Annotated in this window: 20 protein-coding genes; 10 read left to right on the top strand and 10 right to left on the bottom strand. The window is 54.0% G+C overall.

Annotation, left to right across the window (positions count from 1 at the left end):
- Positions 1–131: 131 nt before the first annotated feature.
- Positions 132–776 (top strand): class I SAM-dependent methyltransferase, encoded by a 645-nt coding sequence (locus SH467x_RS04190; protein ID WP_482370040.1) that lies wholly within the window; start codon positions 132–134, stop codon positions 774–776.
- Positions 777–786: 10 nt separating this feature from the next.
- Here the strand turns inward: SH467x_RS04190 and SH467x_RS04195 are convergent, their stop codons facing one another.
- Complete coding sequence (locus SH467x_RS04195; RefSeq protein ID WP_482370041.1) at positions 787–2082, bottom strand: Gfo/Idh/MocA family protein; 1296 nt, start codon at positions 2080–2082, stop codon at positions 787–789.
- 24 nt (positions 2083–2106) lie between these two features.
- Between SH467x_RS04195 and SH467x_RS04200 the strand changes: the two genes are divergently transcribed.
- Both SH467x_RS04200 and SH467x_RS04205 read left to right on the top strand, forming a co-directional pair.
- Positions 2107–2253, top strand: a complete 147-nt coding sequence (locus SH467x_RS04200) for a hypothetical protein (protein ID WP_482370042.1) — start codon at positions 2107–2109, stop codon at positions 2251–2253.
- Positions 2254–2300: 47 nt separating this feature from the next.
- Positions 2301–2651 (top strand): tellurite resistance TerB family protein, encoded by a 351-nt coding sequence (locus tag SH467x_RS04205; protein WP_482370043.1) that lies wholly within the window; start codon positions 2301–2303, stop codon positions 2649–2651.
- An 89-nt stretch (positions 2652–2740) separates the two neighbouring features.
- On the opposite strand, the gene SH467x_RS04210 is transcribed toward SH467x_RS04205, so the two are convergent.
- From SH467x_RS04210 to SH467x_RS04235, 6 genes are all read right to left on the bottom strand, one after another.
- Positions 2741–3772, bottom strand: a complete 1032-nt coding sequence (locus SH467x_RS04210; protein ID WP_482370044.1) for a 3-oxoacyl-ACP synthase III family protein — start codon at positions 3770–3772, stop codon at positions 2741–2743.
- A gap of 153 nt (positions 3773–3925) precedes the next feature.
- On the bottom strand, positions 3926–4864 hold the full coding sequence (locus SH467x_RS04215; protein WP_482370045.1) for an ABC transporter ATP-binding protein: 939 nt from the start codon (positions 4862–4864) through the stop codon (positions 3926–3928).
- Positions 4865–4891: 27 nt separating this feature from the next.
- The gene (locus SH467x_RS04220; RefSeq protein ID WP_482370046.1) at positions 4892–7261 is read right to left on the bottom strand and encodes a hypothetical protein; all 2370 of its coding nucleotides are present in this window, start codon (positions 7259–7261) and stop codon (positions 4892–4894) included.
- 13 nt (positions 7262–7274) lie between these two features.
- Positions 7275–8279 carry a 3-keto-disaccharide hydrolase gene (locus SH467x_RS04225; RefSeq protein ID WP_482370047.1) on the bottom strand — a complete coding sequence of 335 codons (1005 nt, stop codon included), beginning with the start codon at positions 8277–8279 and terminating at the stop codon, positions 7275–7277.
- A gap of 168 nt (positions 8280–8447) precedes the next feature.
- Positions 8448–9203 (bottom strand): hypothetical protein, encoded by a 756-nt coding sequence (locus SH467x_RS04230; protein WP_482370048.1) that lies wholly within the window; start codon positions 9201–9203, stop codon positions 8448–8450.
- Positions 9204–9393: 190 nt separating this feature from the next.
- Positions 9394–9966, bottom strand: a complete 573-nt coding sequence (locus SH467x_RS04235) for an alpha-ketoglutarate-dependent dioxygenase AlkB family protein (protein ID WP_482370049.1) — start codon at positions 9964–9966, stop codon at positions 9394–9396.
- A gap of 268 nt (positions 9967–10234) precedes the next feature.
- Here SH467x_RS04235 and SH467x_RS04240 point away from each other — a divergent pair, with 268 nt between their 5' ends.
- From SH467x_RS04240 to SH467x_RS04255, 4 genes are all read left to right on the top strand, one after another.
- Positions 10235–12466, top strand: coding sequence for a glycoside hydrolase family 32 protein (locus tag SH467x_RS04240; RefSeq protein ID WP_482370050.1), 2232 nt, complete (start codon positions 10235–10237; stop codon positions 12464–12466).
- The gene (locus SH467x_RS04245) at positions 12463–15441 is read left to right on the top strand and encodes a DUF1553 domain-containing protein (protein ID WP_482370051.1); all 2979 of its coding nucleotides are present in this window, start codon (positions 12463–12465) and stop codon (positions 15439–15441) included. Before SH467x_RS04240 ends, SH467x_RS04245 begins: the two co-directional genes overlap by 4 nt.
- A gap of 25 nt (positions 15442–15466) precedes the next feature.
- Positions 15467–16936 carry a DUF1501 domain-containing protein gene (locus SH467x_RS04250; protein ID WP_482370052.1) on the top strand — a complete coding sequence of 490 codons (1470 nt, stop codon included), beginning with the start codon at positions 15467–15469 and terminating at the stop codon, positions 16934–16936.
- A 252-nt stretch (positions 16937–17188) separates the two neighbouring features.
- Positions 17189–17704 (top strand): hypothetical protein, encoded by a 516-nt coding sequence (locus tag SH467x_RS04255; protein ID WP_482370053.1) that lies wholly within the window; start codon positions 17189–17191, stop codon positions 17702–17704.
- A 94-nt stretch (positions 17705–17798) separates the two neighbouring features.
- Here SH467x_RS04255 and SH467x_RS04260 read toward each other — a convergent pair whose 3' ends face one another.
- The 3 genes from SH467x_RS04260 to SH467x_RS04270 form a co-directional block, all read right to left on the bottom strand.
- Positions 17799–18533: an LON peptidase substrate-binding domain-containing protein gene (locus SH467x_RS04260; RefSeq protein WP_482370054.1), complete on the bottom strand. Its 735-nt coding sequence runs from the start codon at positions 18531–18533 to the stop codon at positions 17799–17801.
- Between the two features lie 65 nt (positions 18534–18598).
- On the bottom strand, positions 18599–18994 hold the full coding sequence (locus SH467x_RS04265) for a DUF2237 family protein (RefSeq protein ID WP_482370055.1): 396 nt from the start codon (positions 18992–18994) through the stop codon (positions 18599–18601).
- A gap of 1 nt (position 18995) precedes the next feature.
- Positions 18996–20174, bottom strand: a complete 1179-nt coding sequence (locus SH467x_RS04270) for a glucose 1-dehydrogenase (RefSeq protein WP_482370056.1) — start codon at positions 20172–20174, stop codon at positions 18996–18998.
- Between the two features lie 90 nt (positions 20175–20264).
- On the opposite strand from SH467x_RS04270, the gene SH467x_RS04275 reads away from it, so the two are divergent.
- Genes SH467x_RS04275 through SH467x_RS04285 form a run of 3 tightly spaced genes read left to right on the top strand, consistent with a single transcriptional unit; the run spans position 20265 to position 24351 of the window.
- Positions 20265–21467 carry a sialidase family protein gene (locus tag SH467x_RS04275; RefSeq protein ID WP_482370057.1) on the top strand — a complete coding sequence of 401 codons (1203 nt, stop codon included), beginning with the start codon at positions 20265–20267 and terminating at the stop codon, positions 21465–21467.
- A 21-nt stretch (positions 21468–21488) separates the two neighbouring features.
- Complete coding sequence (locus SH467x_RS04280; protein ID WP_482370058.1) at positions 21489–23462, top strand: cyclic nucleotide-binding domain-containing protein; 1974 nt, start codon at positions 21489–21491, stop codon at positions 23460–23462.
- A gap of 1 nt (position 23463) precedes the next feature.
- A complete protein-coding gene (locus SH467x_RS04285) occupies positions 23464–24351 on the top strand; it encodes a hypothetical protein (protein WP_482370059.1) in 888 nt (295 codons plus the stop codon).
- The last annotated feature ends 3 nt before the right edge of the window (positions 24352–24354 follow it).

Consider the following 24354-nt stretch of genomic DNA (forward strand, 5'->3'; position numbering starts at 1 on the left):
GTTTACCGACCTATTTTTGTGAACGCCATGGGAAAGCGAGAGAGAATCCTTTGGAAATCGTGAAGGCTGATATTCCAGTACACCGGCAAAGGCACGAATTGTTGGCGAGGATCCGAAGAAAAGTTCCCGTAGTGGAAACCGTAAGCCTCATTGCCGACCAAGCGACTTCTTGGCTTCAAGTCACGGATCCCGACAGGCTCTTGCTTACCGCGCTCGAGCGGGGGGAGGAGGGCGGATTTGAGGTAGATCCGTTTTGGGCAGCCGCTTGGCGAGCGGCGGTCGGTATGGATCGTTTTCTCGGACAGCTATGCGTGCGAATGGGAGATTTCGCTTGGCAACAGCTTTCCATTTTGGAGCTTGGGGGAGGAAGCGGTCGAGCGGGAATTTCCGCCGCCATGCGAGGAGCGCGAGTTATCATCACCGACGCATCCTCGACGGCCATGTTGGTGTGTCGATACAACGCGTGGCACGTCCGCGATCGCGTTTCCATACGCCGATTGGATTGGCGCAATCGAAGCCAGCATTTAGGCTTGTTCTCAATCATTGTGGGTTCGGACATTGTGTATGACCCGAAGCTGTTCCCCATCTTGGAACCTTGCATGCGCCGGCACTTGCTCCCCCATGGTGCCGTGTACCTCAGCGAACCTCAGAGGCACACGGGAGAGCGATTCCAAACTTGGATTCAATCCGCAGGCTGGAAACTCACTGAGCACTTTATCGACCTCGAAGATGGCGAAAAACAAATTCGCATCTTCGAGTGTCGCCTACCCGTGTGATGGGTTGAACCTACGATGGGAACTCGGTGACTTCCTCGGGTTCATGGCCGAGTGTCAAGGTATCGGCTGGAACCATCTTTTGGTTCTTGCTATCCCACCCCATCACCTTGCTCGATCTCCAGCTTTCGTTGGCCATGTTGACTGCAACGACTCCCGCTAATCCAAGCTCCGGCGGGCAGTTTAACGCTTCACCGTTACGAATGTGATTGTGCAAGTTGGTGTGGTGCAGGTTCTGATCTTCGCCACCGGTCTTCTTATGTTCGGCCAGGATCTTGCCATCCTTGTCTTCTGCCACCCACCCCTCTTTGGTGAACTTGAGAGTGCCGCGGTAACCTCGGATCAAGTGATCGATTCCGACTCGATTGCTCATAGTACCCAATACATAGACCGTCATTCCGCGTGGGTACTCGCAAATCATTTCGATGTTATCTGGTAGGTCGCGTCCATCTGGCCATTGCCAAATACCCCCCATCCCCACAACACGTCGTGGATAGAGTAAATCACAGGCTTTCATGATGCGGGTGATACGGTGGATAAACAGATCGGTACAGATGCCTCCGGAGTAGGCGGAGTAGCATCTCCATTCGAAGTAGTGATTCGGATTCCAATCGATCTTGGGGGCCGAGCCGAGCCAAGCATTCCAGTCCAAGTCCGCTGGCTTGTTCTGATACTTTTCTACTTCATCTGGAACTCGCCACGGTCCCTTCTTCACATCGTATCGACGAACATATTCGATCTGCGCTTGAACGACTTTGCCGATAACACCTTTCCGAATGGCATCGCGAGCGGTGATATAGCTATCGTCCGACATGGCTTGAACCCCGACCTGCAACGGTCGCTTGGTCTCTTTTTGCTTTTTGAGAACAGCCTGGGCTTCCGGGATCGTATGAGTTAGGGGCTTTTCGCAATACACCGCCTTACCTGCATCCATGGCGTCGATCGTCATCGTCCAGTGCCAATGTTCCGGAGTAGCGACGACTACATAGTCGACCTCTTTGCGGTCCAGCAGTTCTTTGTAGTTCGAGTAGGAGGACTCTGCACCGATCATCTCCTTCCCTTGATCCGCTCGCGTCTTCCAACAGTCCGATACAGCGACTGGGAGCAGATTGTTTTTCTCTTTCAAGTTATTGATGACACCAAAGTGTGCGCGACCGATGACCCCTGCCCCGATGACGCCAACTCCCAAGCGATCATTGGCCCCCAAAACACGACCATAGCTCTTTGCAGATGCGGCAATAACCCCTGCCGATGCAGCCACGGCCCCGGATCGGGCGATGAAGGAACGACGGTTGGATTGCGATTTCATGAAAACTCCACCAGAAATAAAAGGATGGTTCAAACTCGAGCGAAGGCGAGAGGGAAGAGAGATCGCTACGAACAACTCTCCTATCTTACCAAGCCTCCGGCACTTCGTGCGAAAATCAGTTTCGAAGAGCAAGTTCGCTTCGATTCCGACTACATCTGCTGTTCGATTTGATTATGCTAGAGGGGCCTACTGGGACAGCATGTTTAGAAAGAATTTCGATGCAACATCTCGATCACCTGAAGAATTTAGTCATCATGGCTTCCGCCGACGGCGCGTTGTCGGAGAGGGAGATCGCGCTCTTGGTTGACCGTTGCAGCGAAATGGGGCTCGAAGAAGCGGACTTGGGCAAAGCAGTGGCATTTGCCCTTAGCGACGACGCGTCGCTGAAACTCCCAAAGGCCAAAGCGGAACAGCTTGCGATGCTAGAGGATCTGATGAAGATCATGGCAGCAGATGGGAAACTGAGCGAAGTGGAAAAGCGTCTCTTTGCTCTCGCGGCCGCGAAAATGGGAATCGACAAACAGGAACTCGAGGGTTTGATCGATCGATTGGTTGGAAAGACTTCGTAAGGAAGGGTTCGCATCCCAGGCAGTTGACGGCATCGCCGATTCTTCACAACGAGCGATGCAAGGCCCTGTAACGTCACCCTGCTGGCGACTTATTGTCCAACACGCCAAACGCAACCGGCCCAGGACCAGCCAACGCCAAAGCCGACCAAGACACTCACATCGCCGGCTTTCAGTTTGCCTTCTTGGCGAAGATCATCGATGAGAATAGGGAGTGTGCAGGAGACGGTATTTCCTCGATGGGCCAACCGGATGGGCAAATGGTCGTCATCGGTATGAAGTGCCGTTTGCAAATGCTCGAGCATTTTTCGAGTTGCTTGGTGCATCAGGAACCAATCGATTTGCTCCGGTGCGAATCCTTGTTTGGCAATCATCTCACGCACCATTTGCGGGATCGCACCCACTGTGAAACTCATCAGACTGGGACCGTCCATATAAAGACGACTCGACCATCGCTTTCGATTGCGGGGCTTGATGGCACACCCAATAGGTCTCGATCCGCCATCGGCTACGATCAATGTATCCGCCCCGCTACCATCGGTCCCAAATTCGAATCCGTTGATCGCAATCCCCTCCTGGGCTTCGATCAGCGTGGCTGCCGCGGCGTCACTAAAAATGGGCTTGATCGACCGATCATCGTCCAAGATGTATTTCGAGTAGGTTTCGGCAGTGATCAGCAAAATACGTCGACACTGTCCGCTGGCAATCAACCCCTCCGCCAACGACAAACCATAGACGAAGCCCGAGCACCCCAGATTGAAGTCCAAAGCGCCGCAATTGGTTCGAAGCCCAAGGCGATCCTGGACCAAACAAGCCGTCGTGGGGAGTGGATAATCCGGGGTCTGTGTACACAAAAGCACAAAATCAATCGACTTCGGATCGACTCCGTTCTCTCGAAACAATTTTTCTGCAGCACGCACGGCTAGATCGGATGCCGTTTCGTCGGCCGCGGCAATGGTCCTCGAGTAGATCCCGGTCTTCTCTGCAATCAGTGCTAAGTCCCATTCAGGATTGCGGGCCTGCAATTCCTCGTTGGTTTCAACACGTTCCGGAAAATGGACAGCGATGGGGCCTATTTGCGAATGAAGCACTTTGATCCGATCTGCGATGAGAGTTCGTTCCAAACGACTGGGACCTTCAATGATACCTTCCTATCATCTGGGAAGGTAGCCAGATCCAAATCCGCAGCAGTGCTCGCAGTTCAGTTCGCCTTCACGGTGCTGCTCGCGGTGCTGCTCGCAGTGCATCTGCATCCCAAACCCGTTCAGCCGAACGCGTCAGATCTTCGAGCCAGCTCCCTTGGTGAACGCCATGAAGGCCGACTCAAGGTTGATTTCCTCCGGCGCGAATCGCCGGATCGCAACCCCTTGTTTTACAAGCTCCGTTGCCAGCGGAGAATAATCCTCAACCCCTGGTTTGAGTTTGACCCGCAGCAGATTAGCCAGCAACTCAACACCCTCGACCGGTTCCTGCTTGGCTAAAATGGACTGAGCGCGTGCCAATTGGTCGGGACTACCAGGCTCGATCAACAAGACGACATTCGGACTCACCTTGCGAATAATGGCGTCAACGTCATCGTTGGCAATCAGCACCCCCGAGTCAATGATCCCCACCTTGTTGCAGACGTCTGCCAATTCCGGCAGGATGTGGCTGCTAACAATGATCGTCTTTCCCATCCCGCCGAGCCTTCGCATCAAGGCTCGCATCTCGATTCTCGCGCGAGGATCCAATCCGCTGAGGGGTTCATCCAGCAACAGGACAGCTGGGTCATGCAACAAGACTCGCGCCAGCCCTAAACGCTGGGTCTGTCCTCGCGACAACGTATTTGCGTAGGCATCTCGCTTGAAATCCAAATCAACGACTTCCAGCATCTCGTCGCAACGCTTCCGCCTCGCATGTGGCGCAATTCGGTATGCCGCAGCGAAAAATTCAAGGTACTCGATGACCGTCATGTCGTCGTACACACCAAAAAAGTCAGGCATGTACCCGACCATGCGACGAATCTCTTTCGGGTGGGTGTAGATCGAATAACCACACACATAGGCCTCCCCGTAGGTCGGCGTAAGCAACGTCGCGATAATCCGCATCGTTGTGGTTTTCCCGGCACCATTCGGTCCGATGAACCCAAACAAATCCCCCTGCCCCAATTCCAGATCGATATCTCGAATCGCGTACATCTCGTCGTACTTTTTCGTCAGCTGCGATACTTTGATCACGTTGGGTTCGCTTGCCTTTCAAGGACTCTATTCATCATCCGCCGCCGCGTCCCGTTTACTACCAGCGGGTTGCTCCACCGGAATCACGATGCGAATCATCGCAGTTCGCGTTCCTTCCAATTCCGCCCCAAGCCTCTCGGGTTGATTCAATCCATTCTGCTTGCTGGTTCTCACAGGAATCCATTCCACTTGCGACTCAGGTAGTTCCGCAAAGAGAATCGCACGTTCGGTTCGCAAGAGCTCGCTCAAATCCAGCTTCGCAAGGTAGCGGTGAATCATTCCGGTGTATCCAAATCCCCCCGCATTCCGATGAAAGGCCAGCATCTCCAGCAACCTCTTCGGATCGTTCGTCTCATTGCGATCCCAAGGCGTTCCTTCATCCTTGCCATCCACATTGATCCGCTTCTGCAATCGCCTCGCAAAGTCCTTTGGAATCGTACTCACGGACAATGAAACTCCCTCCCCTGTTCTCATTCGCAAGGGAAGGGAATAGAACCGGCCGCGATAAAGCAGGACACCGTTCCGTAATTCGCAAGGCAATGGATTGACAATGGACCCATTGAGCAAATCAACCGCTCCCGGGATGCTGCTCAAGTTTCCAAACTGCCAATCCTTTGGCATTGGCATCTCTTCTGTCGCCATCAAACTCTTCGTTCCAGCCTCTGGAAGCCCCAGCCACTGAATGGAGGACGGAACAAGTCCCTGCACAGAAGCTTTCTTTACAATCTCATAGCTTGGCATGATCCGATCGGTAGCAACCGTCGAGTCGAATCCTCCTAGACTTTTCCCCGGTTGCCCCATCCAATCGACCACGATCGATGGCGGAACCTTTGAATCTCCACGTAGCTGATCGTGAAGAAGCCCCTTTGGATTGGCCCGCGCCTCAACGGAAAAGACCCCACGCGATCCGCCGTAAAGATGCGCATAGGTTTTTGCAGTCACGACACCGGTTCGCGCGTCGATATCGAGCAATTCGACCGCATTGAGCTGCGGGGAGGACGGCTTCCATCGCTGTTGCATCACGGACAATAGCAAGCAACAACCCACCGAAGTCCCGATGAGGGTCAGCCAAGTCCAACGAGGTCTCTTCCAACGCTTGGCCACGAGAAAGAAATCGATGGGTCCGAGCACGGCCAACATCAGGCCCAGCAACACGGATATTTGCGTCAAGTTACCCATTCGCAGATTGGCGAACTGATCCAGTGTACTGTTGAGCTGCAAGGACAAATCTTCTGCCCCCACCATCGACTTGGCGTTCGCACCGCGACCTTCCCATTGATCGTTTAATATCCACTTGATAAATGCCGGCTGGCTTTCCCATCGCAAAAGGGATTGGCTATCGATCTCGGTTGCGATCAGCCGTACTTTTCCCAATCCAAATGCCCACTTCGCAAGAAGCGGATATCGCCCTCGGTCCGCTTTCTGTCCCAATAGATCCAAGCCCGCATCGTTGAGCTCCAGAATCGCGGAATCAAACGGTTGGAGCGGAATCTCGGAATTCAAAAAGGATTCGAGGGGACCAGGGTTGCACTGCAAAGCAACCTCCAACCACTTTCCGGGAACCATCTCCCCCAGCGAAGGATGCTGGAACCAAGCCTCCGCATTGGCTCCTAAGGTGAGCAAACATCGGCCACCTCCTCGCACCCAATCTCGCACCCCAGACGCTTGAGAATCGCGAAGACCCTCGAGCAAATCTCGATTGCTGGATGAGAAGACCAATAGATCAACACCGTCCCAAGCAGCCGCGCTCTCAGGAAGCCATTGCGATTGATCTAATTCGGTTACCGTGTAATCCCCGAGTATTCCTTTCGCGGAGCGAAGGACAGCGCTGTCGAGCTTCATGCCACTCGTTCCGATTCCCACGACCCATGGCTGCTCAGCTGGCAGGACGACGCCCCGCTCCACATCCGTCAGGGAGCGAGTCTCCATCAACTCGCCCGTCTGGGCATGAAGTACTCGCACGACGATCGGTCGTTGAGCTCGGCCATGTTTCGCATAAATGGGAAGTGTGACCGTTTCGGTAGCCCGCAAATCGGCCTTCCAATCCGCCGACCGATACCGAACACCGACACCTTCGCCATCGACCGTATCGAGTTCCAACAGAACCGATAGATCTCGATCGCTGGACAATTCCACCTGATGGACTGTTTCGAAACCGACTTTCCAGACCCCATTCAATCCAGATCGTATCGAACGGATCACTTTTCCCGCATCGACATCTGCTCCTGAGACACTGCCTCCCACGAGCAAGACAAGGGAAATGGAAACACCAAAAAGAAAGAGCATCGATGCAGTCGCACCGATGCTCCGTATGAGATAAACAGCCCCCCGCCCGATCGCCTGCATCAGTTTAGGACAAGACTTCGAGGCAAGCAGAAAGGAAAGGCTGGGAGTCAACGTTCAACAATTCTTAATCGAGTCGCTTTACTTGAATATTGCGGAAGTAAACACGGCTACCGGGATCATGGCATTGCAATGCGAAGGTCCCTTCGTCGATTACTCGCGTAAAGTCCTTACCAGGCTTGGAGCCGGCAGGTTCTTCGTACTCGACAATCGTCTTTCCGTCGACCTTCAACGTCACCTTTTTTCCCTGGACAATGACTTCCTGAGTGTACCATACGTTGTCTTTCGCGGCCGGTTCTGCCACATCTTTGACCGAGTACAAACTGCTCGTTCGGCGAGGATCTTTGTCGTAGGAATTGTTGACCTGGACTTCAAAGCCGTGTTTGGGCCAATTGGCGTCCTGATACTTGGTGTGGAAATAGATGCCACCGTTCGAGTTCGGCATTGTCTTGACTTCAACCTTCAAATGAAAGTTTTTGAACGGCTTGTCGTCACCGACATAGAACAAATGGCTTCGTTCGCCTTGGCAAACAAAAGCACCATCCTCGATCGTCCAGCTCTTTTCGTTCTCGTTGATCTTCCAGCCCGTGAACGATTTTCCATCGAACAGCGATTTGAACCCTTCGTCAGCCGCCGTGCTAACGAAGGATATCCATTTTCCCACGGGTTGTTTCCCCTTGATATCGCCGCCAGGGAGTTCCCCTGCATTGATTTTGGCGCCGAACGTCTTCTCGGCTCCCTTGGCTTTCAGTTCTTCGACTTTGGCGAAGATGGCTTCCATTTCCTTTTTAGCCTTCTCCGGATCGCTCTTGAGCAACGGCTTCAACGTGTCCTTGTCGAATCCGGTGTCATGCAACGCTTCACCGTAGGGATTTCGCTTCTTTTTGTTTTCGCCGTCGATATGACAAACATTGCACTTGGCTTCGGCCGCCAGCTTCTTGAAGTCTTCGTTCTTGCTGGCCTCTACATATTTCTTGCCAAACGCTTCGCCGAATTCTTTGATGGCAAATGCTGGTTGAGGTGAGAAAGCTGCACCCAGAACGAGTGCGCATCCAACGATCAATTTACGCATACGAGTCGAAACTCCACTGTGGTAGGTAAGGCTAAAAAGCCATGAAACGAAGGATTTGCCAAGGACGAGCCTTCGTCAACGCAATCTGATTTAAATGAACAACCGTCCCGATGTCAAACGGAAGGTGCAAATAACACCCCCAAACAAAGGATTTCGGCTTGGTCTGTCTCAAGATCGATGCAGAACGACCATCAAACTGTTCCAATTCAGCTCCCCCGTCTCGGACGCTCGATCGAATGCCTCCTTTGCAAACACCCTCGCGCGCGCCTCCTGAGCGTCAAGTTTCAACAGAGCGGAAATGAGGAGAAGATTTCCAACCGCGAGCTCTTCGTTCTCAAGTGCCATTCGGGAGAACTGATTCAGACTCTCGTCGAACGAAATCGGCGTCGATTCCAAATAATTTCGCAGGGTTCCACCCCCCAATTCCTTTCCTTCCAACCGACTCCCAGCGGCACAAGCCGTATTGAGGAGATCCAGCACCGAATCGAGTTCGGTTTCCGATTCCGGTGCGAAGAGCCTTAAAACCGCATGTCGCAACGCGACCCCTTTCGCCATTCCCTGCGAATTCTTCGACATGGCTTCGCAGGATCGCAAGGCGGACGCGAAATCCCCCCTACTGACGAGATCATCGAGCATTGCAGTAGCCGACGCATCCCAGCCAGCAGACGTGGAATCCATCGTGGAAAGGACGCGAAACGGTAAGCCAAGTTCCTCGTCGACGGCAAAGACAACTGGTTCCCCGGCGAACGCCTGGCGATCGCCACCGAACAACCCAACGGCTGTCGATATCCCCGCCATTGCCGATATCGCCGTCACTGTCGATACCCCCGCCAAAAAAGGCATGGCCAATTGCAATCGCTTCCCCCTACCAGACTGCGGAATTAGGAGGGTTTCGATCAAGTCATGGAATTGGCATTTCAACACGTGACACGACTCCTTCGGGGATCCATGCGTGAACCACTCGCCCCCAAGAAACTGCGCTCAGAGGACTTCCAAAGTATCCAGCCTCCTGGCGAGGATTGCCAACAGACCCGCCCCATTTCTCATCCAATTTGCCGACGTGTGCGGCATCACCGTCGCAATCCCCACACTTTACCTTCGACCGATGGCTGAATTAACCCGATGGCTGAATGATTTGTCGGAAGGTCAGATTGATACGTTCCCCAACAGGTCGCTTCGTTTTCGGAACCTCGTGTTGCCAGTGCTGTTGCATCGAGCCGGACATGATGATCAACGTCCCATTCCCCACCAAGAACGTGCGAGTTTCACGCGTTCGATTGTGACGGATCCTAAACTTCCGCGTCGCGCCGAGGGAAAGTGACCCGATCGTATTTCCCATCTCAGGCTCATCATCCGCATGCCACCCCATGCTGTCGCTGCCGTGGCGATATCGATTGAGCAAACAATAGTTGTAGGAGCCAAGCACCGCCTCGACCTTTGTCTTTAGCTCTAAAAGCTCTTGAAACCACGGAAGCGCCGCATAATCTCTCCCCGAGTACCTGTACGAAAGCCCCGAATCCCCGTAGGAAGAAATCAACCTGGGCTGCATGCTCCCGAATAGCCCCGGCTTCTGCTCCCATCGGCAACGATCCTTCAGAATCTCAAAATACCGGTCCGCTTCCAGGGAATCCAAGAATGAATCCTCGTAGGTAAGCAACCCACCATCGGCCAGCTCTATCGTCTGCATCAAAAATCGTTTCGTATGGGACTTCAAGACTACGAGACACCCGACATACCAATATCCCCAGCGCCCGCAGCAACCTTGCGATGATGTTGGCAATAATGTCTGTGGCAATATTGTCTGCGGAGAACAAGCCTCCCGTTCTAAAACGGCTGGATGGCCAAGGTGGATCGATGGGCATATGCCCCCTTCCCGGCAATACTTGCTTCTGACGATGCCGTGAAAATGGTAAACTGGATGTCTATCCCTACCCCTCCTCCAGGACATCCCTCTCATGATCCACCTTCACTGGGCTCGACTGCTGCGTCGAGCGCCTTGGTTTGCTTGCTGCGTCGTTGCCCTCGGCCCCTGTTTCTTTGCGGAATGCGGACAAGCCCAGGAAGCCGATCTTTTGATCGCCGATTTCGAATCGGACACCTACGGAACTTGGACTGCTTCCGGCGAGGCTTTCGGTACAGCCCCCGCACTTGGAACGCTGCCGGGCCAGATGGCTGTGAACGGATACCGCGGCAAGAGGCTTGTGAACTCCTTCCACCAAGGGGATCGGACCACGGGGTCACTCACATCTCCTTCGTTCACGATTGAGAGGAGCTTCATGACCTTTCTTATCGGGGGAGGGCGGGATCCCATGCGACTGGCTTTTCGGCTTGTCGTCGACGGCAACGTTGTTCGATCGGCGACAGGCCCCAATGACCAGCCAGGCGGGAGCGAGGAGCTGTCGTTGGAATACTGGGACGTCCGGGATTGGAAGGGAAAGACTGGAGTCCTGCAGATCGTCGATGAAGCGACAGGGGGATGGGGGCACATCAACCTCGACCATGTGGTACTGACAAATTCCCAACCGGCAGCCCCTCGAGTCGATGCTTCGAGAGCATTGGACCTCAAGGAGCGGTATCTGCTTTTCCCAATCAAAAATGGTGCAAAGAAGAGAGTCGTTACCTTCTTGGTTCATGGTGAGCGCATCGTCCGTAACGAGATGGAATTGAGCGACGGACAGCCCGATTGGTGGGCTCCCATGGACATATCCCTCTGGGCAGGCAAAACGGGGACTGTCGTCATCGACAAACTCCCAAGCGATTCGCAAGGCCTGGAGTTGATATACCAATCAGACCGATTGCCAGGTGACGCCCCGTTGTATGGAGAAGCCAAGCGGTCGCAGTTCCACTTCTCACCGATGCGAGGCTGGAACAACGATCCGAACGGCTTGGTCTACTACCAGGGAAACTACCATCTCTTCTTTCAGCACAATCCTTACGGCTGGGGATGGGGAAACATGCACTGGGGACACGCCGTCAGCCCGGATTTGGTGCATTGGGAGGAACTAGGTGACAAGCTTTTGCCCGACGACATGGGGCCGATGTTCAGCGGTAGCGCTGTGATCGATTGGAACAACACCAGCGGCCTTGGGCGTGACGGAAAGCCTCCCATGGTTCTGTTCTATACGGCTGCCGGTTCTCCTACGGTGCAGGGACTTGCTTATAGCCACGATGGAAAGACCTTTCAAAAACTGAAAACCAATCCGATCCTGCCTCAAGTCACCCCAGGCAATCGTGACCCCAAGGTGATTTGGCATGAACCGTCAAAACATTGGATCATGGTTCTCTATGTCGAACTCCCAGGAAAACAGCACACGGTTCACTTCTATCGTTCTCGGAATCTCACGGATTGGAGTTTGGCAAGCGTCGTTCGCGGCGGTATCGACGGAGACAAGTATCTATTTGAATGCCCTGACTTTTTCCCGCTTCCTGTTGATGACGATCCGAACGATGTGAAGTGGGTATTGCTCGGGGCAGACAGTCAGTACGCCATCGGATCGTTTGACGGTATCACTTTTCAGCCCGAGCATTCTCGATTGCCCGGTCATCGTGGACGCGGTTTTTATGCAGCCCAATCGTTCAGCGATATTCCCGCCCAGGACGGTCGCCGAATCTTGATCGGTTGGTTCCAAACCGAAACCAAAGAGATGCCCTTCAATCAGTCTATGTCCCTGCCGTTGGAACTGCGGCTATCGAAGACGCCTGATGGTCCTCGCATGACGTTCAAACCTGTCACAGAGCTCACGCAAATTCGACAAAAAACGTATTCGTTTGATATTCCACTGGCAACCACCAAGAGCCTGAATCCTCTCTCCGAATTGAAGGGAGACCTGTGGGAAATTCAGTTCGCAGCATCCCCATCATCCGACGCGATTCTGGAATGGGATATTCGAGGAGAAAAGCTTCGGTACACCCATGCTTCTCGAACGCTCGAAGGAATGGGTATCAAGGTCTCGCTGCCAAAGGAATCTACACCTCTAGGTCTTCATCTTTTAGGTCTTCATCTTTTTGTCGACCGAAACGGCTTCGAACTCTTTACCGGCGAAGGCCAAGTCTACATTCCGATCCCTATTTCGTTCGACCCAAGCAACGATCAGCTTTCATTCCGAGTGGTACAGGGAGAAACGGAGAATGTCAAAATCGAAGCGCATGCACTGCGTTCGGTCTGGAACCAGGAGCCGCGCCGATGAGGTCGGTTCCGTTCTTCATCGGGGTACTGTTGTTCGCTTGTGGTACATCCCTTAGTGAGCAGGAGAATGCAATCGCCAACGACGGCAACGACGAGGCGATGGAAATACTCAAAAGTTACTGCACCGAATGTCATGGTTCGGATATTCAAGAATCGCGGCTTCGACTCGACAGCATAGACGGTGCTTTGCGAGGCGGGGATTTCGGTCCCGCAGTCTTGCCTGGGAATGCGTCCAAGAGTGAATTGGTGCGACGTATAACGAGCCGCAACCAGGAGCAACGAATGCCTCCCGAGGGTCCTGGTATGACCGACTCCCAGATCGAAACGCTGCGAACTTGGATTGATTCCCTTCCCCCAGACATGACGCTCGAATTGCCTTCCTTGCCTCCCGATCCATCGATTGAGAAGCATTGGGCTTGGCAACCGCTCGTCGATCCCCGGTTGATGTCGTTACCGCAATCGGAGAGCGTCAAAGGAGCGGGGGACGACGCGATTGAGCCTGATCGCAATCCCATCGACCTCTTCGTTCGATCCACCCTTCGCCAGCGAGGACTCCCCGTTTCGCCCCCAGCCGATCGCCGGACGCTAGCTAGGCGGTTGAGCTTTGACCTTTGTGGCCTTCCTCCCGATCCCGGGGAGCTTCAACAATTTCTAGACGACGAATCCCCCGATGCCTACGAACACTATGTTGACCGTTTGCTTGATTCCCCATCCTATGGCGAGCGTTGGGCAAGACATTGGTTGGACATCGTGCACTACGGTGATACGCATGGTTACGACAAAGACAAGCCTCGACCCAACGCTTGGCGGTATCGCGACTATGTCATTCAATCCTTCAATCAAGACAAACCCTACGCACAGTTTGTTCGAGAGCAGATAGCCGGAGACGCCCTGGAGCCGATTCGCGAGGATGGAGTGATTGCCACAGGGTTTCTCGCCGCCGGCCCTTGGGACTTCATCGGGCATGAGGAAGTTCCGGAAACCAAAACCGACGGAAAGATTGCGAGGCATTTGGATCGCGATGACATGGTTGCTAATTCCATAGGAACCTTTTGCAGTATCACCGTCCACTGCGCGCAGTGCCATCATCACAAATTCGACCCAATTGCTCAGGAAGAGTACTACGCCTTGCAATCCGTTTTTGCAGGAGTCGACCGGCAGGACCGCTCTATCCATCGAGACGATGGTCGAATGAAACAGGCGATCGAACTAGAAGTTGCACTTTACAAAGCACGTCGTGAAGAAACTGAGGCCAAAAAGGCTGTCGAGGCGGTCGCGGGCGACGATTGGAAGAAATGGGAAAACCTGCAAAAGGCATCGAACGGGGCATCGCAGGAGCAAGGAGGCTATCACAGCCAGATCGCATCCACTCGTGATACGGAAAAATGGGTCCAAATAGACCTTGGTCGCCCCCAATCGATTTCCGCGGTCGTCTTGCACCCATGCTACGACGACTTCCAATCCATTGGCGCTGGGTTTGGCTTTCCCGAAGCTTACCGGGTGGAGGCATCCAACGACCCCCTGTTCCTCACCGATGTCTCGCTCATCCACGAAGACCTATCCGATGACGGGCCCCTTCGCTCGACCAATCCGATGCGGTTGGAAGCAAACCGAACGGCGCAGTATGTCCGCGTCACCGCAACGCATTTGGCATCTCGAAAAGAGGACTTCATTTTCGCTTTGGCCGAAGCGGAAGTGTTAGGCTCAATGGGGGAGAATCTAGCCGCAAACCAAAAAGTTAGGGCACTTGATTCTATCGATGCACCACCGAGATGGTCGCAAGTAAATTTGGTCGACGGCAAGAGTCCAGGGCTCCGGGAAAAAAACAGCAATGACGAGATCGCATCGTTGGAATCCAAACTTCGTTCGCGTGTGACTCCCGAAGACTGGGATACGTTGCTCGATCGAAGGACGGAATTGCAACGCCTCGCGACCGCCATCCAATCGTTCTCGAATAATGAAAAGGTTTACGCCATTTCCTCCGAGAAACGCATGGGAGTGCCACGACCGATCTTTGTACTATCGAGAGGCAATGTCAACACACCTGGCAGAGAAGTACGCCCGGGGGCATTGAAGCTGGTCCCTTCTCTCGATAGCGCGTTTCATCTCGAGAATCCCGAGCGAGAAGAGACACGACGGCTCGCTCTAGCCGGATGGATAACGGATCGAAAAAACGTGTTGACGTGGAGGAGCATTGCCAATCGCGTCTGGCAGTACCATTTCGGAATGGGCATCGTGGCGACTGCCAGCGACTTCGGGCGAATGGGATCGCCTCCAACGCATCCCGAGCTGTTGGATTGGTTAGCATCCCGATTGCAGGAAAGCGATGGCTCAATCAAGGCATTGCATCGATGGATTGTATTGAGCGCGACGTATCGTCAAGTTAGTCGACCTACCGCTGAGCACACCGCCGTTGATTCCAACAATCAGTATCTCGGGAGCTATCGACGCCAACGCCTGGATGCAGAGAGCATCCGCGATTCGATCTTGAGCGTCTCGGGCACGTTGAATCGATCCATGGGGGGACCAGGCTGGCAAGATTTTGTCATCGAACGTCCAGAACACTCCCCCCACTATCGCTACGATCTGGCCAATGCTCGCGATCCATCGACGTGGCGACGTTCGATCTATCGATTCATTGTACGAAGCCAAACACAGCCTTGGCTGACTTCGCTCGACTGCGCCGATCCATCAATGCGAGTCGAGAAACGGAATGAGAGTCAATCCGCCGTACAATCGCTGGCACTCCTAAACAATCCGTTCGTTCTAGCCCAGAGCGAGGTTTTCGCCGAGCGGGTACGACGCGAAGCAAAGGGGCAAGGTGCTGCTGAGGTTCCCATTGCCTTTATGATTGCATTGGGCAGGGCCCCCGAGCCGGAGGAGCATAAGATTCTGGAACAGCTACGTGTGGAAGTCGGTTTAGAGAACGTATGCCGGACTCTTTTCAACCTCAACGAGTTCTTGTTCGTAGACTAGCCTATTTTGGACGAAACGGTGCCGTATGAGCTATCCTTCCACTCGCCGACGATTCATTGGGGGAGCGAGCGCCGGTTTTGGTTCGCTAGCCCTCTCGAACCTTCTGCTCCAAGAGGAACGAGCCGCCGCTGAAACTCGAGCGTCGCTTCACCCTTCACTCCGATTTCCACAGAAGGTGAAACGAGTTGTTCAGTTGTTTATGGCTGGTGCTGCAAGCCATATCGATTTGTTTGACTTCAAACCTGAACTTGTGAAGCGACACGGTGAACCGAGCCACTTCGGCGAGCCCGTCGAAGCATTTCAGGATGGGCTCGGGCCTTGGTTGAAACCGATTTGGGAGTTTCGCCCCTATGGAGAGTGTGGAAAGCGACTATCGGACGTGGTAGCACCTCTCGGAACCGCCGTCGATGACTTGGCGTTTATCCACAACATGGTCAGCACCTCGGGCGTCCACTCGGCTGCGACACTTCTACAGACCACAGGATTTGCGATGCCTGGTTTTCCAAGTGCAGGCTGTTGGATTGGATACGCATTGGGATCGATTCACGACAACTTGCCAACATACGTCGTATTACCCGATCACCGAGGCTATGCCTCCAACGGAGTAAAAAACTGGGACGCCGGATTCCTGCCATCCCAGCACAGTGGAACGGTCATCCAACCTTTGCATTCGACACCCCTGCAGGATCTACAGCCGCTCGACGAGTTTCGATTTGCCAACAGCGATAAAGATAGCCGCGTACAACAGGCAATGAAACAACTCAATGCTTTTCATCAAAGCAAACATCCGGAAGACTCTAGACTCGAAGCTCGTATCCGAAGCTATGAGCTTGCGGCCAGATTACAACTAGCTGCACCGGAGGCACTCAGTCTTCGGGATGAACCCAAGCATGTCTTGAATATGTACGGGATTGCAAGTGACAGTAAGTCTTGGCCGTCGGAGATCAACGAAGCCGAGGAGTCGCATTGCTTCGGAACACGATGTCTGATCGCGCGTCGTTTGCTGGAGCGAGGAGTTCGATTTGTTCAGATTTGGAGTGGAAACGACAATGGCTTCCCGCGTCGGAACTGGGATTCGCACGAAGATGTGCAACGGGACCATGGTCCTCTTGCCAAGGGAATGGCGGTGGGCGCGAGCGCATTGATTCGGGATTTGAAGCAGCGTGGAATGCTGGAAGACACCCTCATTGTGTGGACAACGGAGTTTGGACGGATGCCCAGTTCACAAGCGGGGAAAGGACGTGACCACAATCCTTTCGTTTTCACCAATTGGCTTTGTGGAGCGGGAATCCGAGGAGGGACGACCTTTGGCGAAAGCGATACTTGGGGCTACAAGCCTTTGGATCGTGACAATCCCACAACGGTACATGATGTGCATGCCACGATTCTCCGACTCATGGGAATTGATCACACACTCTTAACATGGCGAAACAACGGGATCGATAGAAGATTGACTGACGTTCATGGGCACGTCATCCACTCGATTCTCGCGTAACAAGGCAACCAGCGAACGCCTACTGGCATTAGCCAACCTTCTGTCACTCACTCCGTGGTGCTCCTTTGGTTCCTCCCCAGGTTGCGATGGAGGAATCGTTAATTCCACCAAGATTCCTCGTTTCGCTTCGAAGTAAAAAAGGTTGTTGATTGCACAACAATCCTCAGGGGGACACCCGCCCCTGGCGACTATTTCGCGGTCGCAAGCGATGCTGATCGCGATCCTACTCGTTCCACTTCGAAAACGCCTCCCATGAAAATGACATCAAAAAAATCATCCGATCGAATTTCTAAATGGATCTCGTGCATCATTGCTGTGGGGGCCTTGGTGGTCGTGTCGGTGCAGGGTGTCTCGATCTGGAGCACTGTAAGCACTACGTATGCGGACTCGATTCCATTTCTTTCCTCGAAACCAACTCCGGCTTTGGCCGAGAATCAAGCGAAGGTTTCTATTCGCCCCTCCGGTCCGATGACCGTCCAAGCGATGGTGGATGAAACGACGGAAGTCGTCAATGCAGATCTAAAAACCAATATGATTGCCGACGAGCCTACCATCACAGAATCGAAACCAATCACTGCACCGGAGTACAAGATCGACGCCAGCGATTTGGAGCAATTGCCGGACAACAGCTTACCCAAGGTTGCAGCGGCCTCGTCCGATGCCAATCTTGAGACTCCTTCTTTGGGTGACGCATCCGAATTCCAGCCAAGGTTGCGAGAAGACCGTCCTCGGCTTATCGCGATACCACTTGCCGAAACACGCGAGTAACGGCCGCGCGACTAACGACACCCGGTCTGAACTTCACTTATGCGCCCCCCAAAGGATGGACGAGTCCCAAGTCGATCGACGGAAAGGTGAACGATCAGTTGTCGCTAAACTTGGGAGGAAACTCTTGTGTTTTTGGAGCGATGGGAGTGCTGTGCGGGTTGGAGACCGGAAAGGCGGGGTCCCCTTCGTCTTGATTGCCCAGATAGGACATGAGAATTTCATAGCGTGCGATGATATTGGTTTCGCCTAGCAAGCGGAGTTTTGCATCGCTGGGCAAACTGACCGCGTAGCCGACAATGTCGGTAAGGATACCGAGAGGCAACTGGCGAGTCAGAAGTTCGCCGAAGGTCTTGGAGCCCGATGCATCCTGGGGGATGAGGGAGCGAAACACCCCGAGCAGAGAGTCGCGATATCGTTCGACAAGCTCTTCACAGTCCGGAGGAACGTAATCATACAGGAGTTCGACACGGGCCTGTCGAAAGGGGGTGTTGGCGGGGAGCTCCGAAACGATGCGGGCCCGGTGAATACCAGCAAGGAGAATGTTATGCCGACCGTCGTCTGTCGGAGTGTGGGAGACGATTCGTCCAATGCAAACGACATCCCCGATCGATGGACTCCCTTCGATCTGCGTCTCCCAGCCAGGAGTGAGGAGGGCCATCGTGATCAGATGATCCGACTCCAGCGAATCGCTAAGCATCTCGCAATAGCGAGGTTCAAAGATATGCAATGCTTGGATGACGTGAGGAAAGAGAACGAGGTTGGGAAGCGGAAACAGCCGAACCAAACCGTCGAATTCGTCAGGCAGACCTGCGTTTTCCCAATGTCCCATCCCCACAGAGCACCTCTTCGCTAACGTTGGCAACCCGTCACCAGCAACTCGGAAACGCGGATTCCCTAGGAATCTTCCCGCCCCTGATCGATCTCGCGGTCGACAGCGAATTGTTGCAGGTCGTCTAGGTCGACAAATTCGAGCGTAGAAATGTGCGTGGCACCGAGCACCACTCGAGGCGCAACTCCTGCCTCAAATGCTTCCTTCCATCTTAGCACACAAAGGCACCAGCGATCCCCTGGAACCAACCCGGGGAAATCGTATTCGGGAACGGGTGTAGATAGATCATTACCGCGGCTTTTTGAGAACTCCAGAAACTCCTCGGTGACGATGGAGCAAACCAGATGGAGACCGTAATCCTCCGCCCCTGAGCGGCAGCAACCGTCCCGATAGAACCCTGTCATCGGATCGGTCGAACAAGGCAGCAGAGGCTGTCGCCAAACATTCTTTGCTTCTGGCATCTTATTCGTCTGCTACGTTGACGTAGACCTTGAGAGCGCTGTTGTCTTCCACGAGGAGTCGCATCATTTCTTTGTAATTGCTCAATCCTTCGACAGGGTTCGTCAAGATCTTTCCGATGACGCCCGGGAACATCACCTCGGACATTGCCAAATCCTTAATGCCTGATTCGAAATGCTCGCGGTTCGCGTTTACCGATCCAACGAGAAGTTTGTTGCCGAGCACCCACTCCAAATTGATCTTGTCGGACGAGATCTCTGTAACGTGCTTGCCGCCTGTGATACTGGTCCAGACCAAAACTCCGTTGTGGCCTAGGGCTTCCATCGCATTGAAAGCGATCGACGAAGAACCGGTCGCATCGATGATCAGATCCGCTTTTCCAACCTTCTTTGCCAGTTGCTCCAGGCTGGTCTCGGATGTGGCAACGTAGGTTGCTTCCAAGCCTTCGACGATGGAACTCTTTAGGTGGGGGCCTTTTGCACGGGCCAAGGTATACACCTCCAACCCCTTCAATCGCAAAACAAGCGTCGAAAGCAATCCGATTTGGCCTGCCCCGAGAACAAACGCTCGCTTCGGACTCCAAACCTTCATGCGACGCTGTGCCTCGTAGGCTTGCTGAATCGCTTTTGCCGCACAACTCATCGGCTCCATCAGAACGTGCAAGTGCTTCAAGCCCTTAGGCACGCGGACGATGTAATCCTCATGATCAACAAATCGCTCGGTCAAATAACCATGGAGCAAGTTGATGCCACGCTCATAATAGGTCTCTTCGCTCGTCATGTCGTAGGTACCGATCTTATCGTAGATCGAACCTCCAGGACGTCGCACGGTCGCGGTAACGTAGTCCCCTGGCCTCACCGAACGAACATTGGGACCAACCGCTTCGACAATACCAAACGATTCGTGCCCGAGCACTAGGTAATCGTCGCCGGGAGGCGCGTTTCCATACAAGGCATCATTGATCTCTCGGTCGGTTGCGTCGACTCCCACCTTGAGCACTTTGACCAAGATACCTTTGCCGTCTGGAATCCTCTCAAGCGAAGGGGCCGGGATATCGCGCTCATGAACACTGCTAGGAGTACCGGGACGGACAGCGATTGCTTTCATGTTTCGACTGAAAAAGGTGGGGAGTTGTTCGGACTTGCGTTGCGGGAAGTATAGCGATTTTGTTGACTCCGTCATGTCAAACGTCCAGCAATTCCACTCCGAACTTCGTAAAATACAGGTCCGTGTCCTTGTATCCCTCCCTCCCCCCTTCTGGACTCTCTCTCCATGCAATTCGATCGACGCTCTTTTGTCCGATGTATCAGCACGACTCTCTTAAGCAGCGCGCTGGCGCCCGCTCTCTCCTTTGCGGACCGATCCTTGCTCGGCAACTCCAACCGGACCGACGAATCCCCAATCGAGATCCTCGATTTGCGAGTGATCAGCTGGAAAGCCCCCCTCTACCACGGATGGCCTACGTTGGCTCGCCGCGCCAACGGAGAACTCATGCTGGCCTTTTCGGGTGGCCGAGAAACACACGTTTGTCCCTTTGGACGTGTCGAGTGGATGCGATCGAAAGACAACGGCTTGACTTGGAGCTGGCCCCAAGTCCTCTACGATGGCCCGATCGATGACCGCGATGCTGGTGTTCTCGAAACACCCAAAGGGAGCTTGCTCGTTACCACCTTCACCTCTCTCGCTTACGAACCGATCCTCCAAAAGGCAGAAACCGCCAAGCCGGGTCAGCCAGGCGCATTTGCAGACCCAAAACTTCTATTGGAATGGCAAGCCGTCCATCATCGGATCGACGAGGCTGCCAGGAAAAAAGAGCTGGGCTGCTATATGCTCCGCTCGACCGATGGCGGTGTCACTTGGTCGAACCGCTATCGCGTCCCTTGCAATAGCCCTCACGGTCCTATCCCGCTCGCCGACGGCCGGCTGCTCTATGCGGGGAAAGATCTTTGGGGCGATGATCAGGTGGGTCTTTGGCATTCGAGCGACGATGGGCTCACCTGGGAGTTGCTGGCTCCCATTCCCGTTCGCCCCGGAGACAGCGCTAGCAACTATCACGAATTGCATGCCGTCCAAGCGGCCGATGGCACGATTATTTGCCACGTTCGAAACCACAACAAAGCCAATGCAAACGAAACGTTGCAGTGCGAATCGACCGATGGCGGACGAACTTGGTCGATGCTTCATAGCATCGGCGTTTGGGGGCTTCCGTCCCATTTAATGAAGATGCGATCGGGCCGGCTTGTTATGACCTACGGCTATCGCCGAAAACCGCTCGGAAACCAAATGCGATTCAGCGACGACCACGGCAAGTCGTGGAGCGATGCGGTCATTCTGTCAGGGGATGGAGTCTCAGGAGATCTGGGCTACCCCTCAACCGTCGAGTGCGACGATGGCACGATGGTAACCGCTTGGTACGAAAAGCTCGCCGACTCCCCCCTCGCGCAGCTGCGTCAAGCTCGATGGAAGTGGCGGTAGCTTCGCTAACTTTCGCTAGCATTGATTCGGGCGAAATACGAAAAGCTCGAATCCATCTTGCGTCTGCCGGAGGCGAAGACCGACAATCGCGGCGAGGAAGGGTCTAGGAGTGCACTTCCCAAACTCGATCGTCGCCAATCCATTCGGGTCACGATGGCCGCTGCGCAAACGTCCGGAAACTCAGTATTCCATGAAGGTACAGGACCGGTCTATCGAGAAAGGCCGGATCGCTGGGACCATCCTATGGATCCTGAGATGTTGCAGCGCGATCTGTCATGGATCGTGACAACCCCACCCTTCGATCAGCTCAACCTCGATTCCTTCGCATCGGTCGGGTCCCTCGAACAGATTTTACGACATGATGCCAAGATCACTCGGTACGAACCGGGCGATCTCATCATCCGCGAAGGGAATTACGGGAGCAGCGCTTATCTCGTTCTGCGCGGGTCGGTTAGAGCCTTCCTCGTATCCCTGTGGCCGGACCTATCTCCCGACGCATCCACAACCTCCTCGTGGTGGACTCTCCTGCGTCAAACGCTCGGAATGGAGCCGCCGAAGCGTCCTTCTACGTCCCCCATTGGTATCGATCTGGAAAAGCGTTCGCAGAGCCGCGTGAATTCGAAACCAACCACACCCCGCCCTCTCTCACCACCCACCGAGTCGGTCGGAACACGGGAAGGCAAAAGCTGTGTCTTCCTACAAGACATCGAGGCGGTTCTAACCGATTACCAATCGGAATCGCTGAACGCGGGCACCCTTTTCGGAGAAATGGCAGCGATCACCCGAACCCCCCACCGCTTCACGGTGATGGCGGAAGTTCCAACGGTGGTTTTAGAGATTCGCTGGCAAGGACTTCGCTTGCTGCGCCGAGATTCGGGATTCCGGGACTTCTTGGACGAACGCTATCGTACCGCAGGACTGCATCGGCATTTGCGTGAAACACCTCTCTTTCGTTTCGTCGATGATGATTCGATCAGCGCGATCGTCGCCGATACTCGTCTGGAATCGTACGGGGACATGGAATGGTTTGCCGAGTACAAGGAAATCGCGGACCGTGACCTGAACGAACGAATTGAGAGAGAGACACGGATCGCGCAGGAGAGCAAACCAGCCAACGATCTCTTCTTGATCCGCGCAGGATTCGCTCGAGTTAGTTTTGAACGGGGTAATGGCCACCAAACGCTCGCGTATCTCGGACGGGGACAAATGTTTGGCCTCGAAGAACTTACCCATCGATTCCTTCATCCAACCCTTTCTCCGCTCCCTTACCAAACTTCGCTCCGCGCGCTTGGATTTGTCGATGTCCTCCGCATTCCTGCCGAACGGTTCCTAGCTTCGGTGCTCTCGCAAGTTCGGAAATCCGAGCTGCCCAGTCCCATCGACACTCCTCGTTATGACCATCGCGGCCGAGTCGTCCCAGAAGTCCATCACCTGCAGTCAACTCGTCAGATCGATTCCTCCTTCATCGAATTCCTCGTCGACGAACGGATCATGAATGGTCAGCAGACGATGGCAATCGACTTGAATTGCTGCACGGGCTGTGATGAATGCGTCAAGGCATGCGCGGCGACTCATCAGGAGATACCTCGTTTTCATCGAACGGGTCCGCAGTTTGGAAGATTTCAATTCCCTCATGCGTGCATGCACTGCGTCGATCCAGTTTGTATGATCGGCTGCCCAACCGGGGCGATCCACCGCAACACCACTACCGGTGTCGTCTCGATCAAAGAAGACATTTGCATCGGTTGCAAGACCTGTGCCGAGAGCTGCCCTTATGACAACATTGACATGCTCGAACGGAAGGAAAGGGATGGACGCGCTATCCTGGATCAAACGAGCGGACTGCCAATTCTCAAAGCATCGAAGTGTGATCTGTGCCAATCACTACCATCGGGTCCCGCATGCCAGCAGGCCTGCCCACATCAAGCTCTCTTTCGTTTGAATACGAGCGATGTGACGTCCCTCTCTAGCCTGCTCGTGGAAAGACCTTCGTAAGATGTCCACCTATCCGATCACTCCTTCCCCCGACCTGAATACCGGCTCGTCAGCTTCGGCGATCCAGTCGCTACCGAAGCCGATACGGTCCTGGTTGGTGCGTGCTCTGTTCGTGGGTGGGTTCGTCCTATCTCTCGTTGTTTATAAAACTTGGATCGAATCGAGACTCGGCAATGAATCTTTCGCGACCGGTTACGTATTAAGTTTCACCTGCCTCGGCTTGTGTGCTCTGGGCATTCGTAAACGCCTTTACGGTTTCTCATTAGGTCCCGTTGCGTCTTGGCAATCTGCACATCACTTCCTGGGAATACTCTGCCTATTTGCCTATTGCCTTCATGCAGGGTTCATTACCAACGGATGGCTTGAATCCATCCTGGCCATCCTCTTCTGGGTCATCCTCGCGACGGGAATGATCAGTTGGTACATCAACAAACGAGGGCCGCGACTCCTACAAGCAGCCGGCAAAGCTATCTTGCCGAGCGATATTCCCAACGCAAAAAACGAGGTGATGGACCGAGCCTACCATGTCGCTCTCCGGTCGGCAGGCAACACCCGATCGAGCGCCATCGCGGATCTTTATCGCAATCGATTGGAGGATTTCTTTCGAAAGCCACGATCTCTGTGGTACCGGGTTTCCCCTCATGGACGAGGACGCCGCCGGCTCCTTGCCGAATTGGATCGCTTAAGTCGATATCTCGATCCCGTGGGACTAGAACTGCGAAGAGAAATGCAATCCTGTATCGAAAAGCGGGACGACCTCGACTTTCAAGAAGCGATTCAACAGCGAATCCGCTTTTGGGCCGCATTCCATAGCTGTTTGCTAGGCGCGTTTTTGGTTGTTGCTGTTTTTCACGTCATCCTCGCGCACTTCTTTTCAAGCCATTGGTAAATG

It is taken from the genome of Brakhagea slesvicensis (assembly GCF_052161625.1).
Classification (GTDB): domain Bacteria; phylum Planctomycetota; class Planctomycetia; order Pirellulales; family Pirellulaceae; genus JBKCUI01.